This is a genomic window from Streptomyces sp. LARHCF249, from assembly GCF_052871255.1.
This window is the reverse complement of the sequence record NZ_JBIXJQ010000010.1, coordinates 37,930-52,011: the sequence shown is the minus strand read 5'-3', so window position 1 is coordinate 52,011 and position 14,082 is coordinate 37,930. Positions and strand designations below refer to the sequence as shown.

General features: G+C 67.0%; 23 protein-coding genes. All 23 read right to left on the bottom strand.

Annotated elements, in window-relative coordinates; genetic code table 11:
- Positions 1-57 precede the first annotated feature (57 nt).
- Positions 58-513 (bottom strand): 50S ribosomal protein L15, encoded by a 456-nt coding sequence (gene rplO / locus ACIPUC_RS26825; RefSeq protein ID WP_030008473.1) that lies wholly within the window; start codon positions 511-513, stop codon positions 58-60.
- A gap of 2 nt (positions 514-515) precedes the next feature.
- Positions 516-698, bottom strand: a complete 183-nt coding sequence (rpmD, locus tag ACIPUC_RS26820) for a 50S ribosomal protein L30 (protein ID WP_005313525.1) — start codon at positions 696-698, stop codon at positions 516-518.
- Positions 698-1,300: a 30S ribosomal protein S5 gene (gene rpsE, locus ACIPUC_RS26815; RefSeq protein ID WP_030864431.1), complete on the bottom strand. Its 603-nt coding sequence runs from the start codon at positions 1,298-1,300 to the stop codon at positions 698-700. Before rpsE ends, rpmD begins: the two co-directional genes overlap by 1 nt.
- Before the next feature lie 45 nt (positions 1,301-1,345).
- Positions 1,346-1,729, bottom strand: a complete 384-nt coding sequence (gene rplR, locus ACIPUC_RS26810; RefSeq protein WP_030026334.1) for a 50S ribosomal protein L18 — start codon at positions 1,727-1,729, stop codon at positions 1,346-1,348.
- 2 nt (positions 1,730-1,731) lie between these two features.
- A complete protein-coding gene (rplF, locus tag ACIPUC_RS26805) occupies positions 1,732-2,271 on the bottom strand; it encodes a 50S ribosomal protein L6 (RefSeq protein ID WP_446592724.1) in 540 nt (179 codons plus the stop codon).
- 20 nt (positions 2,272-2,291) lie between these two features.
- Positions 2,292-2,690 (bottom strand): 30S ribosomal protein S8, encoded by a 399-nt coding sequence (gene rpsH, locus ACIPUC_RS26800; RefSeq protein WP_007265911.1) that lies wholly within the window; start codon positions 2,688-2,690, stop codon positions 2,292-2,294.
- A gap of 220 nt (positions 2,691-2,910) precedes the next feature.
- Positions 2,911-3,096 (bottom strand): type Z 30S ribosomal protein S14, encoded by a 186-nt coding sequence (locus ACIPUC_RS26795; protein ID WP_003956452.1) that lies wholly within the window; start codon positions 3,094-3,096, stop codon positions 2,911-2,913.
- A gap of 5 nt (positions 3,097-3,101) precedes the next feature.
- The gene (gene rplE / locus ACIPUC_RS26790; RefSeq protein WP_030154702.1) at positions 3,102-3,653 is read right to left on the bottom strand and encodes a 50S ribosomal protein L5; all 552 of its coding nucleotides are present in this window, start codon (positions 3,651-3,653) and stop codon (positions 3,102-3,104) included.
- Positions 3,653-3,964: a 50S ribosomal protein L24 gene (rplX, locus tag ACIPUC_RS26785; RefSeq protein ID WP_150258782.1), complete on the bottom strand. Its 312-nt coding sequence runs from the start codon at positions 3,962-3,964 to the stop codon at positions 3,653-3,655. Before rplX ends, rplE begins: the two co-directional genes overlap by 1 nt.
- Before the next feature lie 2 nt (positions 3,965-3,966).
- Complete coding sequence (gene rplN / locus ACIPUC_RS26780) at positions 3,967-4,335, bottom strand: 50S ribosomal protein L14 (protein WP_003956455.1); 369 nt, start codon at positions 4,333-4,335, stop codon at positions 3,967-3,969.
- A gap of 108 nt (positions 4,336-4,443) precedes the next feature.
- On the bottom strand, positions 4,444-4,725 hold the full coding sequence (rpsQ, locus tag ACIPUC_RS26775) for a 30S ribosomal protein S17 (RefSeq protein ID WP_030008467.1): 282 nt from the start codon (positions 4,723-4,725) through the stop codon (positions 4,444-4,446).
- Positions 4,725-4,949, bottom strand: coding sequence for a 50S ribosomal protein L29 (gene rpmC / locus ACIPUC_RS26770; protein ID WP_008739703.1), 225 nt, complete (start codon positions 4,947-4,949; stop codon positions 4,725-4,727). The genes rpsQ and rpmC overlap by 1 nt, the downstream gene beginning before the upstream one ends.
- Positions 4,949-5,368 (bottom strand): 50S ribosomal protein L16, encoded by a 420-nt coding sequence (gene rplP, locus ACIPUC_RS26765; RefSeq protein ID WP_030026326.1) that lies wholly within the window; start codon positions 5,366-5,368, stop codon positions 4,949-4,951. Before rplP ends, rpmC begins: the two co-directional genes overlap by 1 nt.
- Before the next feature lie 5 nt (positions 5,369-5,373).
- Positions 5,374-6,213: a 30S ribosomal protein S3 gene (gene rpsC / locus ACIPUC_RS26760; protein WP_007265905.1), complete on the bottom strand. Its 840-nt coding sequence runs from the start codon at positions 6,211-6,213 to the stop codon at positions 5,374-5,376.
- Entirely contained in the window at positions 6,213-6,560 is a 348-nt protein-coding gene (gene rplV, locus ACIPUC_RS26755) for a 50S ribosomal protein L22 (RefSeq protein WP_007265904.1), read from the bottom strand. Before rplV ends, rpsC begins: the two co-directional genes overlap by 1 nt.
- Positions 6,561-6,603: 43 nt before the next feature.
- The gene (gene rpsS, locus ACIPUC_RS26750) at positions 6,604-6,885 is read right to left on the bottom strand and encodes a 30S ribosomal protein S19 (RefSeq protein WP_008739713.1); all 282 of its coding nucleotides are present in this window, start codon (positions 6,883-6,885) and stop codon (positions 6,604-6,606) included.
- Between the two features lie 12 nt (positions 6,886-6,897).
- Positions 6,898-7,734 carry a 50S ribosomal protein L2 gene (gene rplB / locus ACIPUC_RS26745; RefSeq protein WP_030388860.1) on the bottom strand — a complete coding sequence of 279 codons (837 nt, stop codon included), beginning with the start codon at positions 7,732-7,734 and terminating at the stop codon, positions 6,898-6,900.
- 39 nt (positions 7,735-7,773) lie between these two features.
- Positions 7,774-8,097, bottom strand: a complete 324-nt coding sequence (rplW, locus tag ACIPUC_RS26740; protein WP_007265901.1) for a 50S ribosomal protein L23 — start codon at positions 8,095-8,097, stop codon at positions 7,774-7,776.
- Positions 8,097-8,747: a 50S ribosomal protein L4 gene (gene rplD / locus ACIPUC_RS26735; RefSeq protein ID WP_030298210.1), complete on the bottom strand. Its 651-nt coding sequence runs from the start codon at positions 8,745-8,747 to the stop codon at positions 8,097-8,099. The genes rplW and rplD overlap by 1 nt, the downstream gene beginning before the upstream one ends.
- Positions 8,748-8,751: 4 nt before the next feature.
- A complete protein-coding gene (rplC, locus tag ACIPUC_RS26730; RefSeq protein ID WP_007265899.1) occupies positions 8,752-9,396 on the bottom strand; it encodes a 50S ribosomal protein L3 in 645 nt (214 codons plus the stop codon).
- 14 nt (positions 9,397-9,410) lie between these two features.
- Positions 9,411-9,719, bottom strand: coding sequence for a 30S ribosomal protein S10 (gene rpsJ / locus ACIPUC_RS26725; RefSeq protein ID WP_003948644.1), 309 nt, complete (start codon positions 9,717-9,719; stop codon positions 9,411-9,413).
- Positions 9,720-10,187: 468 nt separating this feature from the next.
- Positions 10,188-11,282: a hypothetical protein gene (locus ACIPUC_RS26720; protein ID WP_446592719.1), complete on the bottom strand. Its 1,095-nt coding sequence runs from the start codon at positions 11,280-11,282 to the stop codon at positions 10,188-10,190.
- A gap of 122 nt (positions 11,283-11,404) precedes the next feature.
- Positions 11,405-13,996, bottom strand: a complete 2,592-nt coding sequence (locus ACIPUC_RS26715; RefSeq protein ID WP_446592718.1) for a peptidoglycan recognition protein family protein — start codon at positions 13,994-13,996, stop codon at positions 11,405-11,407.
- Between the last annotated feature and the right edge of the window lie 86 nt (positions 13,997-14,082).

The following is a 14,082-nucleotide window of genomic DNA, read 5'->3' as shown; positions in this document are numbered from 1 at the left end:
CCCCATATGTGAGGCATCCCCGGTAGGGTTTCGAGCTATTTAGCCACTGAATTCGTCTTAGACGAGCTCGGTGACAGTGCCGCCGGCAGCGGCAATCTTCTCCTTGGCGGAGGCGGAGACGGCGTCAACCGAAACCTGCAGCGCCACGGAGATCTCGCCCTGGCCCAGGACCTTGACGAGGCTGTTCTTGCGCACCGCGCCCTTGGCGACCAGGTCGGCCACCGTGACCTCTCCACCCTCGGGGTAGAGAGCGCCGAGCTTGTCCAGGTTCACGACCTGGAACTCGGTGCGGAACGGGTTCTTGAAGCCCTTGAGCTTCGGCAGACGCATGTGGAGGGGCATCTGCCCGCCCTCGAAGCGCTGCGGGATCTGGTAACGGGCCTTCTGGCCCTTCGTACCACGACCGGCCGTCTTACCCTTCGACGCCTCACCACGACCGACACGGGTCTTCGCGGTCTTGGCGCCGGGGGCGGGACGGAGGTTGTGGGCCTTCAGCGGGCTGTTCTCAGCCATGATTAGTCAACCTCCTCAACCGTCACGAGGTGGCGGACGGTGTGCACCATTCCGCGGAACTCGGGGCGGTCCTCCTTGACGACCACGTCGTTCAGGCGCTTGAGCCCGAGCGAACGCAGAGTGTCGCGGTGGTTCTGCTTGCTGCCGATGTACGACTTCGTCTGCGTGATCTTGAGGCGGGCCATCACACACCCGCCCCAGCACGCGCACGAAGCAGAGCCGCGGGGGCGACGTCCTCGAGGGGCAGACCACGGCGAGCCGCGATCTCCTCGGGACGCTGCAGGCCCTTGAGGGCCGCCACGGTCGCGTGCACGATGTTGATCGCGTTGTCGGAGCCGAGCGACTTCGACAGGATGTCGTGAACGCCGGCGCACTCCAGAACGGCGCGCACCGGGCCACCGGCGATCACACCGGTACCGGGGGAAGCAGGCTTCAGCAGGACGACGCCCGCAGCCTTCTCGCCCTGGATCGGGTGAGGGATGGTGCCCTGGATGCGCGGAACCTTGAAGAAGTTCTTCTTGGCTTCCTCGACACCCTTGGCAATGGCCGCGGGAACTTCCTTGGCCTTGCCGTAACCGACACCTACAGTGCCGTCACCGTCGCCCACCACGACCAGCGCGGTGAAGCTGAAGCGGCGACCACCCTTGACAACCTTGGCGACGCGGTTGATCGCGACAACGCGCTCAACGTAAGCGGTCTTCTCGGCGGCAGGGCCACCGTCGCGACCCTTCCGGTCCCGCCGCTCGCCGCCACCGGCACCGCTTCCGCGGCGCTGGGGTCCAGCCATTGGATTACCTCTCTCTGTTACGTCCGTGAGTCCCGGAACCGGGGCTTAGAACTTCAGCCCGGCTTCGCGGGCGGCGTCAGCCAGAGCGGCAATGCGCCCGGCGTATCGGTTGCCACCGCGGTCGAACACGACGGTCTCGACACCCGCAGCCTTGGCACGCTCGGCGACGAGTGCGCCGACAGCCTGGGCCTGGGCGCTCTTGTCGCCTTCGCCACCGCGGATCGAAGCGTCCAGGGTCGACGCCGACGCCAGGGTGTGACCCTGGAGGTCGTCGATGACCTGAGCAACGATGTTGCGGTTGGAACGCGTCACGACGAGGCGCGGACGCTCCGCCGTACCCGAGACGTTCTTGCGGATGCGGATGTGGCGGCGAGCCTTGGCCGCGCGCTTGTACGCGTCGCCCTTGGCGATCTTCACACCGTATGCCATGGCTACTTACCAGCCTTTCCGACCTTGCGGCGGATGACTTCGCCGGCGTACTTGACACCCTTGGCCTTGTACGGGTCGGGCTTCCGCAGCTTGCGGATGTTGGCGGCGACCTCGCCGACCTTCTGCTTGTCGATGCCCTCGACCGAGAACTTGGTCGGCGACTCGACCTTGAAGGAGATGCCCTCGGGCGCCTCGATCAGGATCGGGTGGCTGTAACCAAGCTGGAACTCCAGGCTGGAGCCCTTCGCGGCGACGCGGTAACCGACACCGCTGATCTCGAGAGCCTTGACGTATCCCGTGGTCACACCGGTGATCATGTTCGCCACCAGCGTGCGGGACAGGCCGTGCAGGGCCTTGTTCTGACGCTCGTCGTTGGGGCGGGTGACGTTCAGAACGCCGTCCTCACCCTTGACGATCTCGATCGGCGCCTTGACGGTCAGCGCGAGGGAACCCTTGGGGCCCTTCACAGCGACCGCCTGGCCGTCGATGGTGACGTCCACACCGGCGGGAACCTGGATGGGGAGCTTGCCGATTCGCGACATTGCTTTTCCTCCGTTCCCGACTACCAGACGTAGGCGAGGACTTCCCCACCTACGCCCTTCTTGCCTGCCTGCTGGCCGGTCAGGAGACCGTGGGACGTGGAGATGATCGCCACGCCCAGGCCGCCGAGGACCTTCGGCAGGTTGGTGGACTTCGCGTACACGCGCAGACCGGGCTTCGAGATCCGCTTGATGCCCGCAATGGAGCGCTCGCGGTTCGGCCCGAACTTCAGCTCGAGGACGAGGTTCTTGCCGACCTCGGCGTCCTCGACCTTCCAGCCGGTGATGAAACCCTCCTGCTTGAGGATCTCTGCGATGTGCGACTTGATCTTGCTGTGCGGCATCACGACGGTGTCGTGGTACGCCGAGTTAGCGTTACGCAGACGCGTGAGCATGTCTGCGATCGGGTCAGTCATGGTCATGAAGTGGCCTTCGGCCTCTCTCGCCGGGGTTTCCTGTATGCGCCATCCCTCTCCCCACTCAGTGGCGGGACGGGTGCGGTGCGGGGACCTACGGCGTAGTAAGTCGATAGGGCGGCGGACGCCCAACCCCACAAGCCTACGGCATGCGGGCAGAGCGGTCCGCCGACCTGATGCTTACCGAGAGCGTCTGGAAAACCTCAACACCCAAAGGGCGGGAGGGTTACCAGGAGCTCTTGGTCACGCCCGGCAGCTCGCCACGGTGAGCCATCTCACGAAGGCACACGCGGCACAGGCCGAACTTGCGGTACACGGAGTGGGGACGACCGCAGCGCTGGCAGCGGGTGTACGCACGCACACCGAACTTGGGCTTGCGGGCAGCCTTCGCGATGAGAGCCTTCTTCGCCATCTCGCTTACGCCTCCTTGAAGGGGAAGCCGAGGTGACGAAGGAGCGCGCGGCCCTCAGCGTCGTTGGTCGCCGTGGTGACCACGGTGATGTCCATACCCCGGGTACGGTCGATCTTGTCCTGGTCGATCTCGTGGAACATGACCTGCTCCGTGAGACCGAAGGTGTAGTTGCCGCGGCCGTCGAACTGCTTCGGCGACAGACCACGGAAGTCACGGATACGCGGCAGCGCGAGCGACAGCGTACGGTCCAGGAACTCCCACATGCGGTCACCACGGAGGGTGACGTGGCAGCCGATCGGCTGACCCTCGCGCAGCTTGAACTGCGCGATGGACTTGCGGGCCTTCGTGACGGCCGGCTTCTGACCGGTGATCGTCGTCAGGTCGCGGATGGCGCCGTCGATCAGCTTCGAGTCACGGGCGGCGTCGCCGACACCCATGTTCACGACGATCTTGACGAGACCGGGGATCTGCATGACGTTCTCGTAGGAGAACTCCTCACGCAGCTTGCCCGCGATGTCCTCGCGGTACTTCGTCTTGAGACGCGGAGTGGTAGCCATCAGATGTCCTCACCCGTCCGCTTGGCAACGCGGATCTTGTTGCCCTCGTCGTCGAAGCGGTAGCCGACGCGGGTGACGACCTTCTTGCCGTCCTTCTCCACAACCAGCTGAACGTTGCTCACGTGGACCGGGGCCTCGGTGATCACGATGCCACCGGCCTGGTTCTGCGCGGCCTTGGTGTGCTTCTTGACCCGGTTGACACCCTCGACGAGGACACGGTTCTCAGCGGGGAAGGCAACGATGACCTTGCCCTGCTTGCCCTTGTCCTTACCGGTGATGACCTGGACCAGGTCGCCCTTCTTGATCTTCATGCTTACAGCACCTCCGGCGCGAGCGAGATGATCTTCATGAACTTCTTCTCGCGCAGCTCACGGCCGACGGGGCCGAAGATACGGGTGCCGCGAGGGTCGCCGTCGTTCTTCAGAATGACGGCGGCGTTCTCGTCGAAGCGGATGTACGAGCCGTCCTGGCGGCGGCGCTCCTTGACGGTGCGAACGATGACCGCCTTGACGACGTCACCCTTCTTCACGTTGCCACCGGGGATCGCGTCCTTGACGGTGGCGACGATGACGTCACCGATGCCCGCGTAGCGGCGACCGGAGCCACCGAGAACACGGATGCAAAGGATTTCCTTGGCACCAGTGTTGTCGGCGACACGCAGTCGCGACTCCTGCTGGATCACGTCTATCTCCTGATTGTCTGCCGGTTCCCGGCGGGGGCCCCACACTCCGAAGAGCGGCGGCCCCCACCGAGCCTGGCGGAACGAACTTGAGGGAAACCCCTCAAGTAATTACTTGGCCTTCTCGAGGATCTCGACGATGCGCCAGCGCTTGCTCGCCGACAGCGGACGCGTCTCCATGATGAGGACGCGGTCGCCGACACCGGCAGCGTTCTGCTCGTCGTGAGCCTTGAGCTTGTTCGTACGGCGGATGACCTTGCCGTACAGGGCGTGCTTGACGCGGTCCTCGACGGCGACGACGACGGTCTTGTCCATCTTGTCGCTGACGACCAGACCCTCACGGGTCTTGCGGAAACCGCGCTCGGTCTTCTCAGTCACGTTGTTCTCGCTCATCAGGCGCTCTCCACCGTCTCGATACCGAGCTCACGCTCGTGCATCAGGGTGTAGATGCGAGCGATGTCCTTACGGACGGACTTGAGCCGGCCGTTGTTCTCCAGCTGACCCGTGGCCGCCTGGAAGCGGAGCTTGAACAGCTCCTCCTTGGCCTCGCGCAGCTTGCCAACGAGCTCCTCGTTGCCGAGCTCACGCAGCTCGGACGCCTTGGTTCCCGTCGCCATCACGACTCACCTGCCTCGCGCCGAACAATCCGGCACTTCATCGGAAGCTTGTGAGCAGCGCGGGTGAGCGCCTCACGAGCAATCTTCTCGTTCGGGTAGGACAGCTCGAACATGACCCGACCCGGGTGCACGTTGGCGATCCACCACTCGGGAGAACCCTTACCGGAACCCATGCGGGTCTCGGCAGGCTTCTTCGTGAGCGGGCGGTCCGGGTAGATGTTGATCCAGACCTTGCCGCCACGCTTGATGTGGCGGGTCATCGCGATACGAGCCGCCTCGATCTGGCGGTTCGTCACGTAGGCGGGGGTAAGCGCCTGGATGCCGTACTCGCCGAACGAGACCTCAGTACCGCCCTTGGCCATACCGCGGCGCTTCGGGTGGTGCTGCTTACGGTGCTTGACCCTACGAGGGATCAGCATGTTGGTCAGGCCTCCGTTCCGGTGCTCTCAGCCGGAGCGGCGGCGGGAGCGTCGGCCTTGGGGGCCTCGGCACCAGCAGCCTGCTGCGGCTTGCGGCCACCACGGCCGCCGCGCTCGCCACCACGGCCACCACGGCCGGCGGGACGGTCGCCAGCGCCGGCACCACGGGCCGGGCGGTTACCCGCACGGGCCGCAGCGTTCTCGGCGCGAACCTCGGCGATGTTCTTGACGTCGCCCTTGTAGATCCAGACCTTCACACCGATACGGCCGAAGGTGGTCTTGGCCTCGAAGAAGCCGTAGTCCACGTTCGCGCGCAGCGTGTGCAGCGGCACACGACCCTCGCGGTAGAACTCGGAGCGGGACATCTCGGCGCCGCCGAGACGGCCGCCACACTGGATCTTGATGCCCTTGGCGCCGGCCTTCATCGTGCCCTGCATGCTCTTACGCATGGCGCGACGGAAGGAGACGCGGGAGGAGAGCTGCTCGGCAACGGCCTGGGCAACCAGCTGAGCGTCAAGCTCGGGGTTCTTGACCTCGAGGATGTTCAGCTGGACCTGCTTGCCCGTGAGCTTCTCGAGGTCACCGCGGATGCGGTCGGCCTCGGCGCCACGGCGGCCGATGACGATGCCCGGACGAGCGGTGTGGATGTCCACACGCACGCGGTCACGGGTGCGCTCGATCTCAACCTTCGAGATGCCGGCGCGCTCCATGCCGGACGTCATCATCCGACGGATGGCGACGTCTTCCTTGACGTAGTCCTTGTACAGCTTGTCGGCGTACCAACGCGACTTGAAGTCGGTGGTGATGCCGAGCCGGAACCCGTGCGGGTTTACCTTCTGGCCCATTACCGGGAACCTTCCTTGCTGCTGACGACCACGGTGATGTGGCTGGTCCGCTTGCGGATCCGGTAGGCACGGCCCTGCGCACGCGGACGGAACCGCTTCAGGGTCGGGCCCTCGTCCACGTACGCCTCGCTGATGACCAGCGTGGAGGCGTCCGGGTGGTTGTAGTTGTGTGCGGCGTTGGCAATGGCGCTGTCCAGCACCTTGCCGACCGGCACGCTCGCGGCCTGCGGGGCGAAACGCAGGACCGCCTGAGCCTCCGTGGCATCCATGCCACGGATAAGGTCCACCACTCGGCGGGCCTTCATGGGCGTGACGCGGATGTACCGCGCCTGGGCCCTGGCTTCCATGGTTGTCCCTTCGGTGTAAGTCATAGTCGTAACCACCCCGCCTTTAGCGGCGCTTCGACTTCCGGTCGTCCTTGACGTGGCCGCGGAAGGTGCGAGTCGGCGAGAACTCGCCGAGCTTGTGGCCGACCATCGACTCGGTGACGAACACCGGGACGTGGGTCTTGCCGTTGTGCACCGCGATGGTGTGACCCAGCATGCTGGGGATGATCATCGAGCGACGGGACCAGGTCTTGATGACGTTCTTGGTGCCGGCTTCGTTCTGGACGTCCACCTTCTTTACGAGGTGGTCGTCGACGAAGGGCCCCTTCTTGAGACTGCGCGGCATCTAAACCCGCTCCTAGCGCTTCTTGTTCGTCTTGCGGCGGCGGACGATGTACTTGCTCGAAGCCTTCTTCGGCGAGCGAGTACGACCCTCCTTCTGACCCCACGGGGAGACCGGGTGGCGACCACCACTGGTCTTGCCCTCACCACCACCGTGCGGGTGGTCAACCGGGTTCATCGCGACACCGCGGACGGACGGGCGAACGCCCTTCCAGCGCATGCGGCCGGCCTTGCCCCAGTTGATGTTCGACTGCTCGGCGTTGCCGACCTCGCCGACCGTGGCGCGGCAGCGCGCGTCGACGAGACGGATCTCGCCGGACGGCATGCGGAGGTGGGCCATGACGCCCTCCTTCGCGAGCAGCTGCACGGAGGCACCAGCGGAGCGGGCGAACTTCGCACCGCCACCGGGACGGAGCTCGATCGCGTGGATCGTGGTACCGACCGGGATGTTGCGGAGCGCCAGGTTGTTGCCGGGCTTGATGTCGGCCGTCGGGCCGTTCTCAATCCGGTCACCCTGCTGCAGACCGCGCGGCGCGATGATGTAGCGCTTCTCGCCGTCGGCGTAGTGCAGCAGCGCGATGCGCGCGGTGCGGTTGGGGTCGTACTCGATGTGCGCGACCTTGGCCGGCACGCCGTCCTTGTCGTGACGACGGAAGTCGATCACGCGGTAGGCGCGCTTGTGTCCGCCACCCTGGTGGCGAACGGTGATCCGGCCGGTGTTGTTACGGCCGCCCTTGCTGTGCAGAGGGCGAACCAGCGACTTCTCCGGCGTGGACCGCGTGATCTCGACAAAGTCGGCGACGCTGGAGCCACGACGGCCCGGGGTCGTCGGCTTGTACTTGCGGATACCCATTTCTCAGTCCTCGTCCGATTCCGGACGACTAGACCTCCGTTAGGAGGCCTGGCCGCCGAAGATGTCGATACGGTTGCCCTCGGCAAGGGTCACGATGGCGCGCTTGGTGTTGGCACGCTTGCCGAAACCGGTCTTGGTGCGCTTGCGCTTACCCTGACGGTTGATCGTGTTGACCCCGGTGACCTTGACCGAGAAGACCGCTTCCACGGCCTGCTTGATCTGGGTCTTGTTGGCGCCGGGCGCGACGATGAACGTGTACTTGTTCTCGTCCAGCAGCGCGTAGCTCTTCTCCGAGACAACCGGCTTGATCAGCAGGTCGCGCGGGTCGGTGAAGGTCTTGCTGGTAACGGTCGCCTCAGACATCAGGCGTCGCTCCCTTCGGTCTCATCGGCCTTGGGGCCAGACACGAAGGACTCGAGCGCGGCCTGAGTGAAGACCACGTCGTCAGAGACGATCACGTCGTACGTGTTCAGCTGGCCCGGCTCCAGGATGTGAACCTGGGGCAGGTTGCGGGCGGACAGCCACGCGGCCTCGTCGGCGCGCTCGACGACCAGGAGCAGGTTCTTGCGCTCCGAGATCTTGCCGAACAGCGTCTTGGCGGCCTTCGTGGAGACGGCACCCTCGACCACGCCGGTGACGACGTGGATGCGGGAGTGACGCGCACGGTCCGAGAGGGCACCGCGGAGGGCGGCGACCTTCATCTTCTTGGGGGTCCGCTGCGAGTAGTCACGCGGCTGCGGGCCGTGGACGACGCCACCGCCTGCGAACTGCGGAGCGCGGGTCGAACCCTGACGGGCGCGGCCGGTGCCCTTCTGGCGGTACGGCTTGCGGCCACCACCACGGACTTCGCCACGGGTCTTGGTCTTGTGCGTGCCCTGACGGGCAGCAGCCAGCTGAGCGACAACGACCTGGTGGATCAGCGGAACGCTGGTCTTGGCGTCGAAGATCTCCGCGGGGAGCTCGACGGTACCGGCCTTGTCGCCTGCCGGCGAAAGGATGTCAATGGTGCTCATTACCTCAAGCCCCCTTGGCCGCGGTACGGACCAGGACGAGGCCGCCGTTCGGACCGGGGACCGCACCCTTGATGAGGAGCAGACCCTTCTCCGCGTCAACCGCGTGGATGGTCAGGTTCTGGGTGGTGACGCGCTCGTTACCCATGCGACCGGCCATGCGCATGCCCTTGAAGACACGCCCAGGGGTGGCACAGCCACCGATCGAACCGGGGGAGCGGTGCTTGCGCTGCACACCGTGACCGGCGCCGAGGCCCCGGAAGTTGTGCCGCTTCATGACACCGGCGAAGCCCTTGCCCTTGCTGTTGCCCGTGACGTCAACCTTGACGCCGGACTCGAACACCTCAGCAGTGATCTCCTGGCCGAGCGTGTACTCGCTGGCGTCGGAGGTGCGGAGCTCCACCAGGTGGCGGCGGGGGGTCACGTCGGCCTTGGCGAAGTGGCCCTTGAGGGGCTTGTTCACCTTGCGCGGGTCGATCTCGCCGAAGGCGATCTGGACCGACTCGTAGCCGTCGATGTCGTTCGTACGGACCTGGGTAACGACGCAGGGCCCGGCCTTGACAACGGTCACCGGGACGACACGGTTGTTCTCGTCCCAGACCTGGGTCATGCCGAGCTTCTCGCCCAGGACGCCCTTGATCTGCTTTGCCATCTTCTCGACGCCTCTCAGAGCTTGATCTCGATGTCAACGCCGGCCGGAAGGTCCAGGCGCATCAGCGAGTCAACGGTCTTGGGCGTCGGGTCGAGGATGTCGATCAGGCGCTTGTGCGTGCGCATCTCGAAGTGCTCGCGCGAGTCCTTGTACTTGTGCGGCGACTTGATGACGCAGTACACGTTCTTCTCAGTGGGCAGCGGCACCGGGCCTGCGACCGACGCACCAGTGCGGGTCACCGTCTCGACGATCTTCTTCGCCGAGGAGTCGATGACCTCGTGGTCGTAGGCCTTGAGCCGGATGCGGATCTTCTGTCCCGCCATGGCTACTCCGTAGTCCTGTCTCTATGTGGAAACGCTCTGGCCCTCGGTCGGCTGCGGGACGGAATCCCACCGCTTCTCTCCGACCCACGCGGTCGGGCGTGTCGCACTCCCTCTACAGAAAATTCCCATACGGAAATTCCCTCGTCCAAGGGGGTGCGGTCCCTGTGACCGCGTTTCGGGGGAGAAACACCCACCGAGCGCCTGGTGCGCACCGTGCTGACACTTCCCAGAAGATTCCCGTACGTCCGTCCCCATTGCTGCCCCGGAAGGCAGATTAAGGACGACGAGTACTGTGGGACTCGCTTCCGGTCCTCCCGGCGGGAGGCGCGCAGCATCGGCACTCAGCCGAGCAACTTGAGTAGTCTGCCATACGAGGCACGTACCTGGCCAATCGGGCGGAAGAGAATACCCCGCCACGCTGAGTGGTCAAACCGGCGCACCCAGGTCTCTCGGCGGGGTATCCCCCGGTCAGGACCGGGTGATGGTCCCGCACCCGTCGCGCTGGACTTCCTGGCTGCGGTCGTAGGGGTCCACGGCGGGCCCGGTGGGCGCCGGACCGGTCGGCGAGTCGAGCGGGAACTGCGGGTGCAGGAAGCCGTCGGCCGCCTCGCACGCGACGTTCGACCACTCCGAGAAGTACCGGCGCACCTGCAGCCGGCCCCGGGTGGTCTCCCAGCGCGCCGGGTCGAGCAGGGCCAGGGTGACCTGCCGGCGCACGATGGTCCGCTGCACGCTCGTGCCGCCCTTCGTCGTGGGATGGACGAAGGTGTAGTCCGTCACCACGAGCAGCTCCCCGGGCCGCCCCTGCTCCGTGTGCATGCTGCCGCGCACCTTGACGATCTCACCGACCGGCTTGACCTCGGCCGGGTCGAAGCGGGTGAACAGCAGCACCGGGGTGTCCTCCGCGGTGGACTTCGCCAGGTACTGCTCCAGCCGCTGCGGGACCTCCGGCTGCCGGGGATCCAGGATCGCCAGGGCGGCGGCGGGCCGCTCCCCCCGCAGGACGGCCGGGTCGAGGTTGGCCGCGATCAGGAACTGCCTGGTCTTCGCCAGCGCGTCCGCGACCTGCTCCTTGGTCATCCCGCCGACGGCCTCGGCCGCGGGGACCTCGATGCCCGCGGCGCCGTCGGCCCACTGCGCCGCCGGGGAGCCGCGGAAGGGCTCCTGCAGCGTCGGCCCGTCCGGGGCCGCCGAAGGGGGCGGCGCGGTCGGCCGTACGGACTCGGCGGGCAGCGGGGCCGGGTTCTCGGCCTCCTGCCGCGCCTCGGACCTGCCCGTGAGGCGGTCGATGACCAGTTCGGGCCGTACGGCGATCAGCGCGAGCCCGGCGACGAGGACGATGCCCGCGGCGGCCTTGAGGCCGCGCCTGCTCCTGCGCTGCCGCCGCGCGGGGGCGGTGCGCCACCCCGGCGGCGGCTGCTCGTTCCGCAGGCGCTCGGTGACCATCCGCTGCCGCGCGGACGGCTCCTTCGGCGCCTCCCCGGCACCCGCGGCGGCCTGCGCCATGAACCGGGCCCATTCCTCGTCGGAGACGCCCGGTCTGCCGTCGTCGTTCTTCCCCATGCCCCTGTTCCCTGTCCCCTGCGTGTCCTGCGTGCCCTGCGTGCCCTGCCCCGCCATGCGTGAGAGGCCCCGCACCCTGCGGGTGCGGAGCCTCTCACGTGCGGAAAGACAAGCTCAGGCCACTAGCTGAAATAGCCCGTGATGTCGGCGATGAGATCCACGGATCCCGAGTTGTTGTAGAAGCTGACCTTCCCGTCCACGACCGGCACGACCACCAGGTTGGGGATCGTGAGACCGGCGGTGAAGTTCAGGTTCGAGGCGCTCGTACGGGTCGTACCGCTCGGGAACACCGACACGAAGCTCGCCTCGGTCGGGTTCGTCGCCGTCACGTTCAGCACCACGGCCTTCACACCGGAGGCCGGGATGCCGCCGACGCCCGCCACGGGCAGCGTGACGACGCTGCCGCCGGCCACCGCACCCTGGCGGACGCCCAGGCCCGTACGGGTGTCCATCAGACGCTTCGGGCCGAAGTTCGCGTGCATGGCGCCGGTGGCGCTGTCCGAGAAGTAGCCCGTGATGTCGGCGATGAGGTCGACGGTGCCCTGGTTGTTGTAGAAGCTGACCTTCCCGTCCACGACCGGCACGACCACCAGGTTGGGGATCGTCTGGCCCGGGGTGAAGTTCAGGTTCGACGCGCTGGAGCGGGTGGTACCGCTCGGGTAGACGGACACGAAGCTCGGCTGCGTCGGGTTCGTCGCCGTCACGTTCAGCACCACGGCCTTGACGCCGGTGGCCGGGATGCCGTCGACGCCCGCAACGGGCAGGGTGACCACGCCGCCGGTACCGACCGGACCGGCCGCGACGCCCAGGCCCGTACGGGTGTCCATCAGACGCTTCGGGCCGAAGTTGGTCTGCGTGGCGCCCTCACCGTTCGAGGTGAAGTAGCCGGTGATGTCGGCGATGAGGTCGACGGTGCCCTGGTTGTTGTAGAAGCTGACGGTCCCGTTGATGACCGGCACGACCACCAGGTTCGGGATGGTCTGGCCCGGGGTGAAGTTCAGGTTCGACGCGCTGGAGCGGGTCGTACCGCCCGGGTAGACGGACACGAAGCTCGGCTGCGTCGGGTTCGTCGCCGTCACGTTCAGCACCACCGCGGTGGGCGTACCACCGGTGGCGGCGGCCACCGGCAGGGTGACCACACCGCCCGCACCGACCGGACCGGCCGCAACGCCCAGACCCGTACGGGTGTCCATCAGGCGCTTCGGGGTCAGGGGCACGAACTTGGCGGGCTTGACCACCGCCTCGACGGTGACCGCGAGGCTCGTGGAGACCTTGCCGTTCGCGGCGGTCGCCTTGACCCGGACCTCGTGCTTGCCGTCGGTCACGGCCGCCATCGCCTTGCGGGCCGACCCGTCGGTGACCGCGACGGACTCGCCGTCGACCAGCACCTCGAACTTGCTCACCAGGCCGCTCGCCGTGCTGGTGGTCCAGTCGACGGTCAGGGCCGCGCCGCTGGGCAGGGTAGCGCCCGGCGTGGCCGCCGCCCCGTTCACCGAGGCGATCTTCAGCTGGGCCGCGGGGCCCGACTTCCGGATCGAGTCCAGCTGCGGGTAGAGCTGGTTTCCGGGGCACTGGGTGTTGAAGCCGTCGCGGTGACCCGAGACGGTCTTGAAGGTGTACTGCTGCTTCTCGGTGAAGGTGGTACCGAAGAAGTTGGTCTGGGTGACGCCGGCGGTCAGCGTCGTGGTGCCGTTCATGTCGCCGTCGTACTGGCCCAGCTTGTACGCCGCGACCTTGGAGATGCCTTCGAGCGCGGCGGCCGAGGCCCCGGCGGTCGTGTAGTCACCGAGTACGGCGACGCTCGTCGACTCCGAGTTCCAGCCGTAGGTGTGCGCGCCCATGACGGGCTGGTCCACACCGCCCTGACGGCCCTCGAAGAGGGTGCCGCACTTGTCGACCAGGAAGTTGTAGCCGAGGTCCCGCCAGCCGTTGCTCTTCACGTGGTAGACGTGCAGGCTGCGCACGATCGCCGCGGACTCGGAGCACTCGTACGGCGCGGTGGACGCGGTGTGGTGGACGAAGAGCGCCTTGACCTTCGCGCCGGGGAGGTAGACCGGGCCCTCGTTGTTCAGGGCCTCGTCGGCGCCCCACTGCACGCGCGAGACCACGTCCGGCCGCGGGGCGGTCGACTCGGGTCCCGGCGTCGTCGGGGCGGGGTCCACCGCGGGAAGGGCGTAGGAGACCGGCGCGAGGCCCAGGCTGCCGCCCTTCTTCTTGGCCTTCACGCCGGCGGCGCCCGGGTCCACCAGGTTCAGTTCCATGCCGGCGGGCAGCTCGGCGGTGCCGCCGCCCACCCGCACCTCGGCTCCGTCGGACGGACCGACCCAGACGGGCTCGGTGGCGCCGCGCAGGCCCGGGCGCTTGCCGTCGAGGCCGGACTCGGCCTGCTCCAGCAGCTTCCACTTCGACCACTTGCCGGTGTCGGCGTCCCGGGTGCGGGCCTCGATCTTGCCCTTCACCTCGGCCTCGGGGTCGGTCCAGGAGACGCCGAGGAGCCCGAAGGGCTCGGTGTCCTGCTGGGAGAGGACGGCCTCGCCCTTGCCCTTGGGCTTCAGGGCGAGCTTGTGCAGCTCCCCCTCGACCGGACCCTTCTCACGGGCGCCCGCGCTGTACGGCGAAACCTCGCCGTCGCCGGCGTCGATCCCGTTGGCGACGCCCTGGATGCCGAGAACCGCCACGACACCGAGCGCGGCGGCCAGAGCCGTCCCGCGCACACGACCTAGTTTCAAGTTGTCCCCAACCCCTGTTGTGAGTCCGCCAGAAGACATGCCTGACCGGCCGGATGCTACTGGCCCCGGGT

Excerpts from the sequence above, each read along its gene's own strand:
- rplO (WP_030008473.1), bottom strand. The coding sequence starts at position 513 with ATGGCTGAGAACAGCCCGCTGAAGGCCCACAACCTCCGTCCCGCCCCC.
- rpmD (WP_005313525.1), bottom strand. The coding sequence starts at position 698 with ATGGCCCGCCTCAAGATCACGCAGACGAAGTCGTACATCGGCAGCAAG.
- rpsE (WP_030864431.1), bottom strand. The coding sequence starts at position 1,300 with ATGGCTGGACCCCAGCGCCGCGGAAGCGGTGCCGGTGGCGGCGAGCGG.
- rplR (WP_030026334.1), bottom strand. The coding sequence starts at position 1,729 with ATGGCATACGGTGTGAAGATCGCCAAGGGCGACGCGTACAAGCGCGCG.
- rplF (WP_446592724.1), bottom strand. The coding sequence starts at position 2,271 with ATGTCGCGAATCGGCAAGCTCCCCATCCAGGTTCCCGCCGGTGTGGAC.
- rpsH (WP_007265911.1), bottom strand. The coding sequence starts at position 2,690 with ATGACCATGACTGACCCGATCGCAGACATGCTCACGCGTCTGCGTAAC.
- ACIPUC_RS26795 (WP_003956452.1), bottom strand. The coding sequence starts at position 3,096 with ATGGCGAAGAAGGCTCTCATCGCGAAGGCTGCCCGCAAGCCCAAGTTC.
- rplE (WP_030154702.1), bottom strand. The coding sequence starts at position 3,653 with ATGGCTACCACTCCGCGTCTCAAGACGAAGTACCGCGAGGACATCGCG.
- rplX (WP_150258782.1), bottom strand. The coding sequence starts at position 3,964 with ATGAAGATCAAGAAGGGCGACCTGGTCCAGGTCATCACCGGTAAGGAC.
- rpsQ (WP_030008467.1), bottom strand. The coding sequence starts at position 4,725 with ATGAGCGAGAACAACGTGACTGAGAAGACCGAGCGCGGTTTCCGCAAG.
- rpmC (WP_008739703.1), bottom strand. The coding sequence starts at position 4,949 with ATGGCGACGGGAACCAAGGCGTCCGAGCTGCGTGAGCTCGGCAACGAG.
- rplP (WP_030026326.1), bottom strand. The coding sequence starts at position 5,368 with ATGCTGATCCCTCGTAGGGTCAAGCACCGTAAGCAGCACCACCCGAAG.
- rpsC (WP_007265905.1), bottom strand. The coding sequence starts at position 6,213 with ATGGGCCAGAAGGTAAACCCGCACGGGTTCCGGCTCGGCATCACCACC.
- rplV (WP_007265904.1), bottom strand. The coding sequence starts at position 6,560 with ATGGAAGCCAGGGCCCAGGCGCGGTACATCCGCGTCACGCCCATGAAG.
- rpsS (WP_008739713.1), bottom strand. The coding sequence starts at position 6,885 with ATGCCGCGCAGTCTCAAGAAGGGGCCCTTCGTCGACGACCACCTCGTA.
- rplB (WP_030388860.1), bottom strand. The coding sequence starts at position 7,734 with ATGGGTATCCGCAAGTACAAGCCGACGACCCCGGGCCGTCGTGGCTCC.
- rplW (WP_007265901.1), bottom strand. The coding sequence starts at position 8,097 with ATGTCTGAGGCGACCGTTACCAGCAAGACCTTCACCGACCCGCGCGAC.
- rplD (WP_030298210.1), bottom strand. The coding sequence starts at position 8,747 with ATGAGCACCATTGACATCCTTTCGCCGGCAGGCGACAAGGCCGGTACC.
- rplC (WP_007265899.1), bottom strand. The coding sequence starts at position 9,396 with ATGGCAAAGCAGATCAAGGGCGTCCTGGGCGAGAAGCTCGGCATGACC.
- rpsJ (WP_003948644.1), bottom strand. The coding sequence starts at position 9,719 with ATGGCGGGACAGAAGATCCGCATCCGGCTCAAGGCCTACGACCACGAG.
- ACIPUC_RS26720 (WP_446592719.1), bottom strand. The coding sequence starts at position 11,282 with ATGGGGAAGAACGACGACGGCAGACCGGGCGTCTCCGACGAGGAATGG.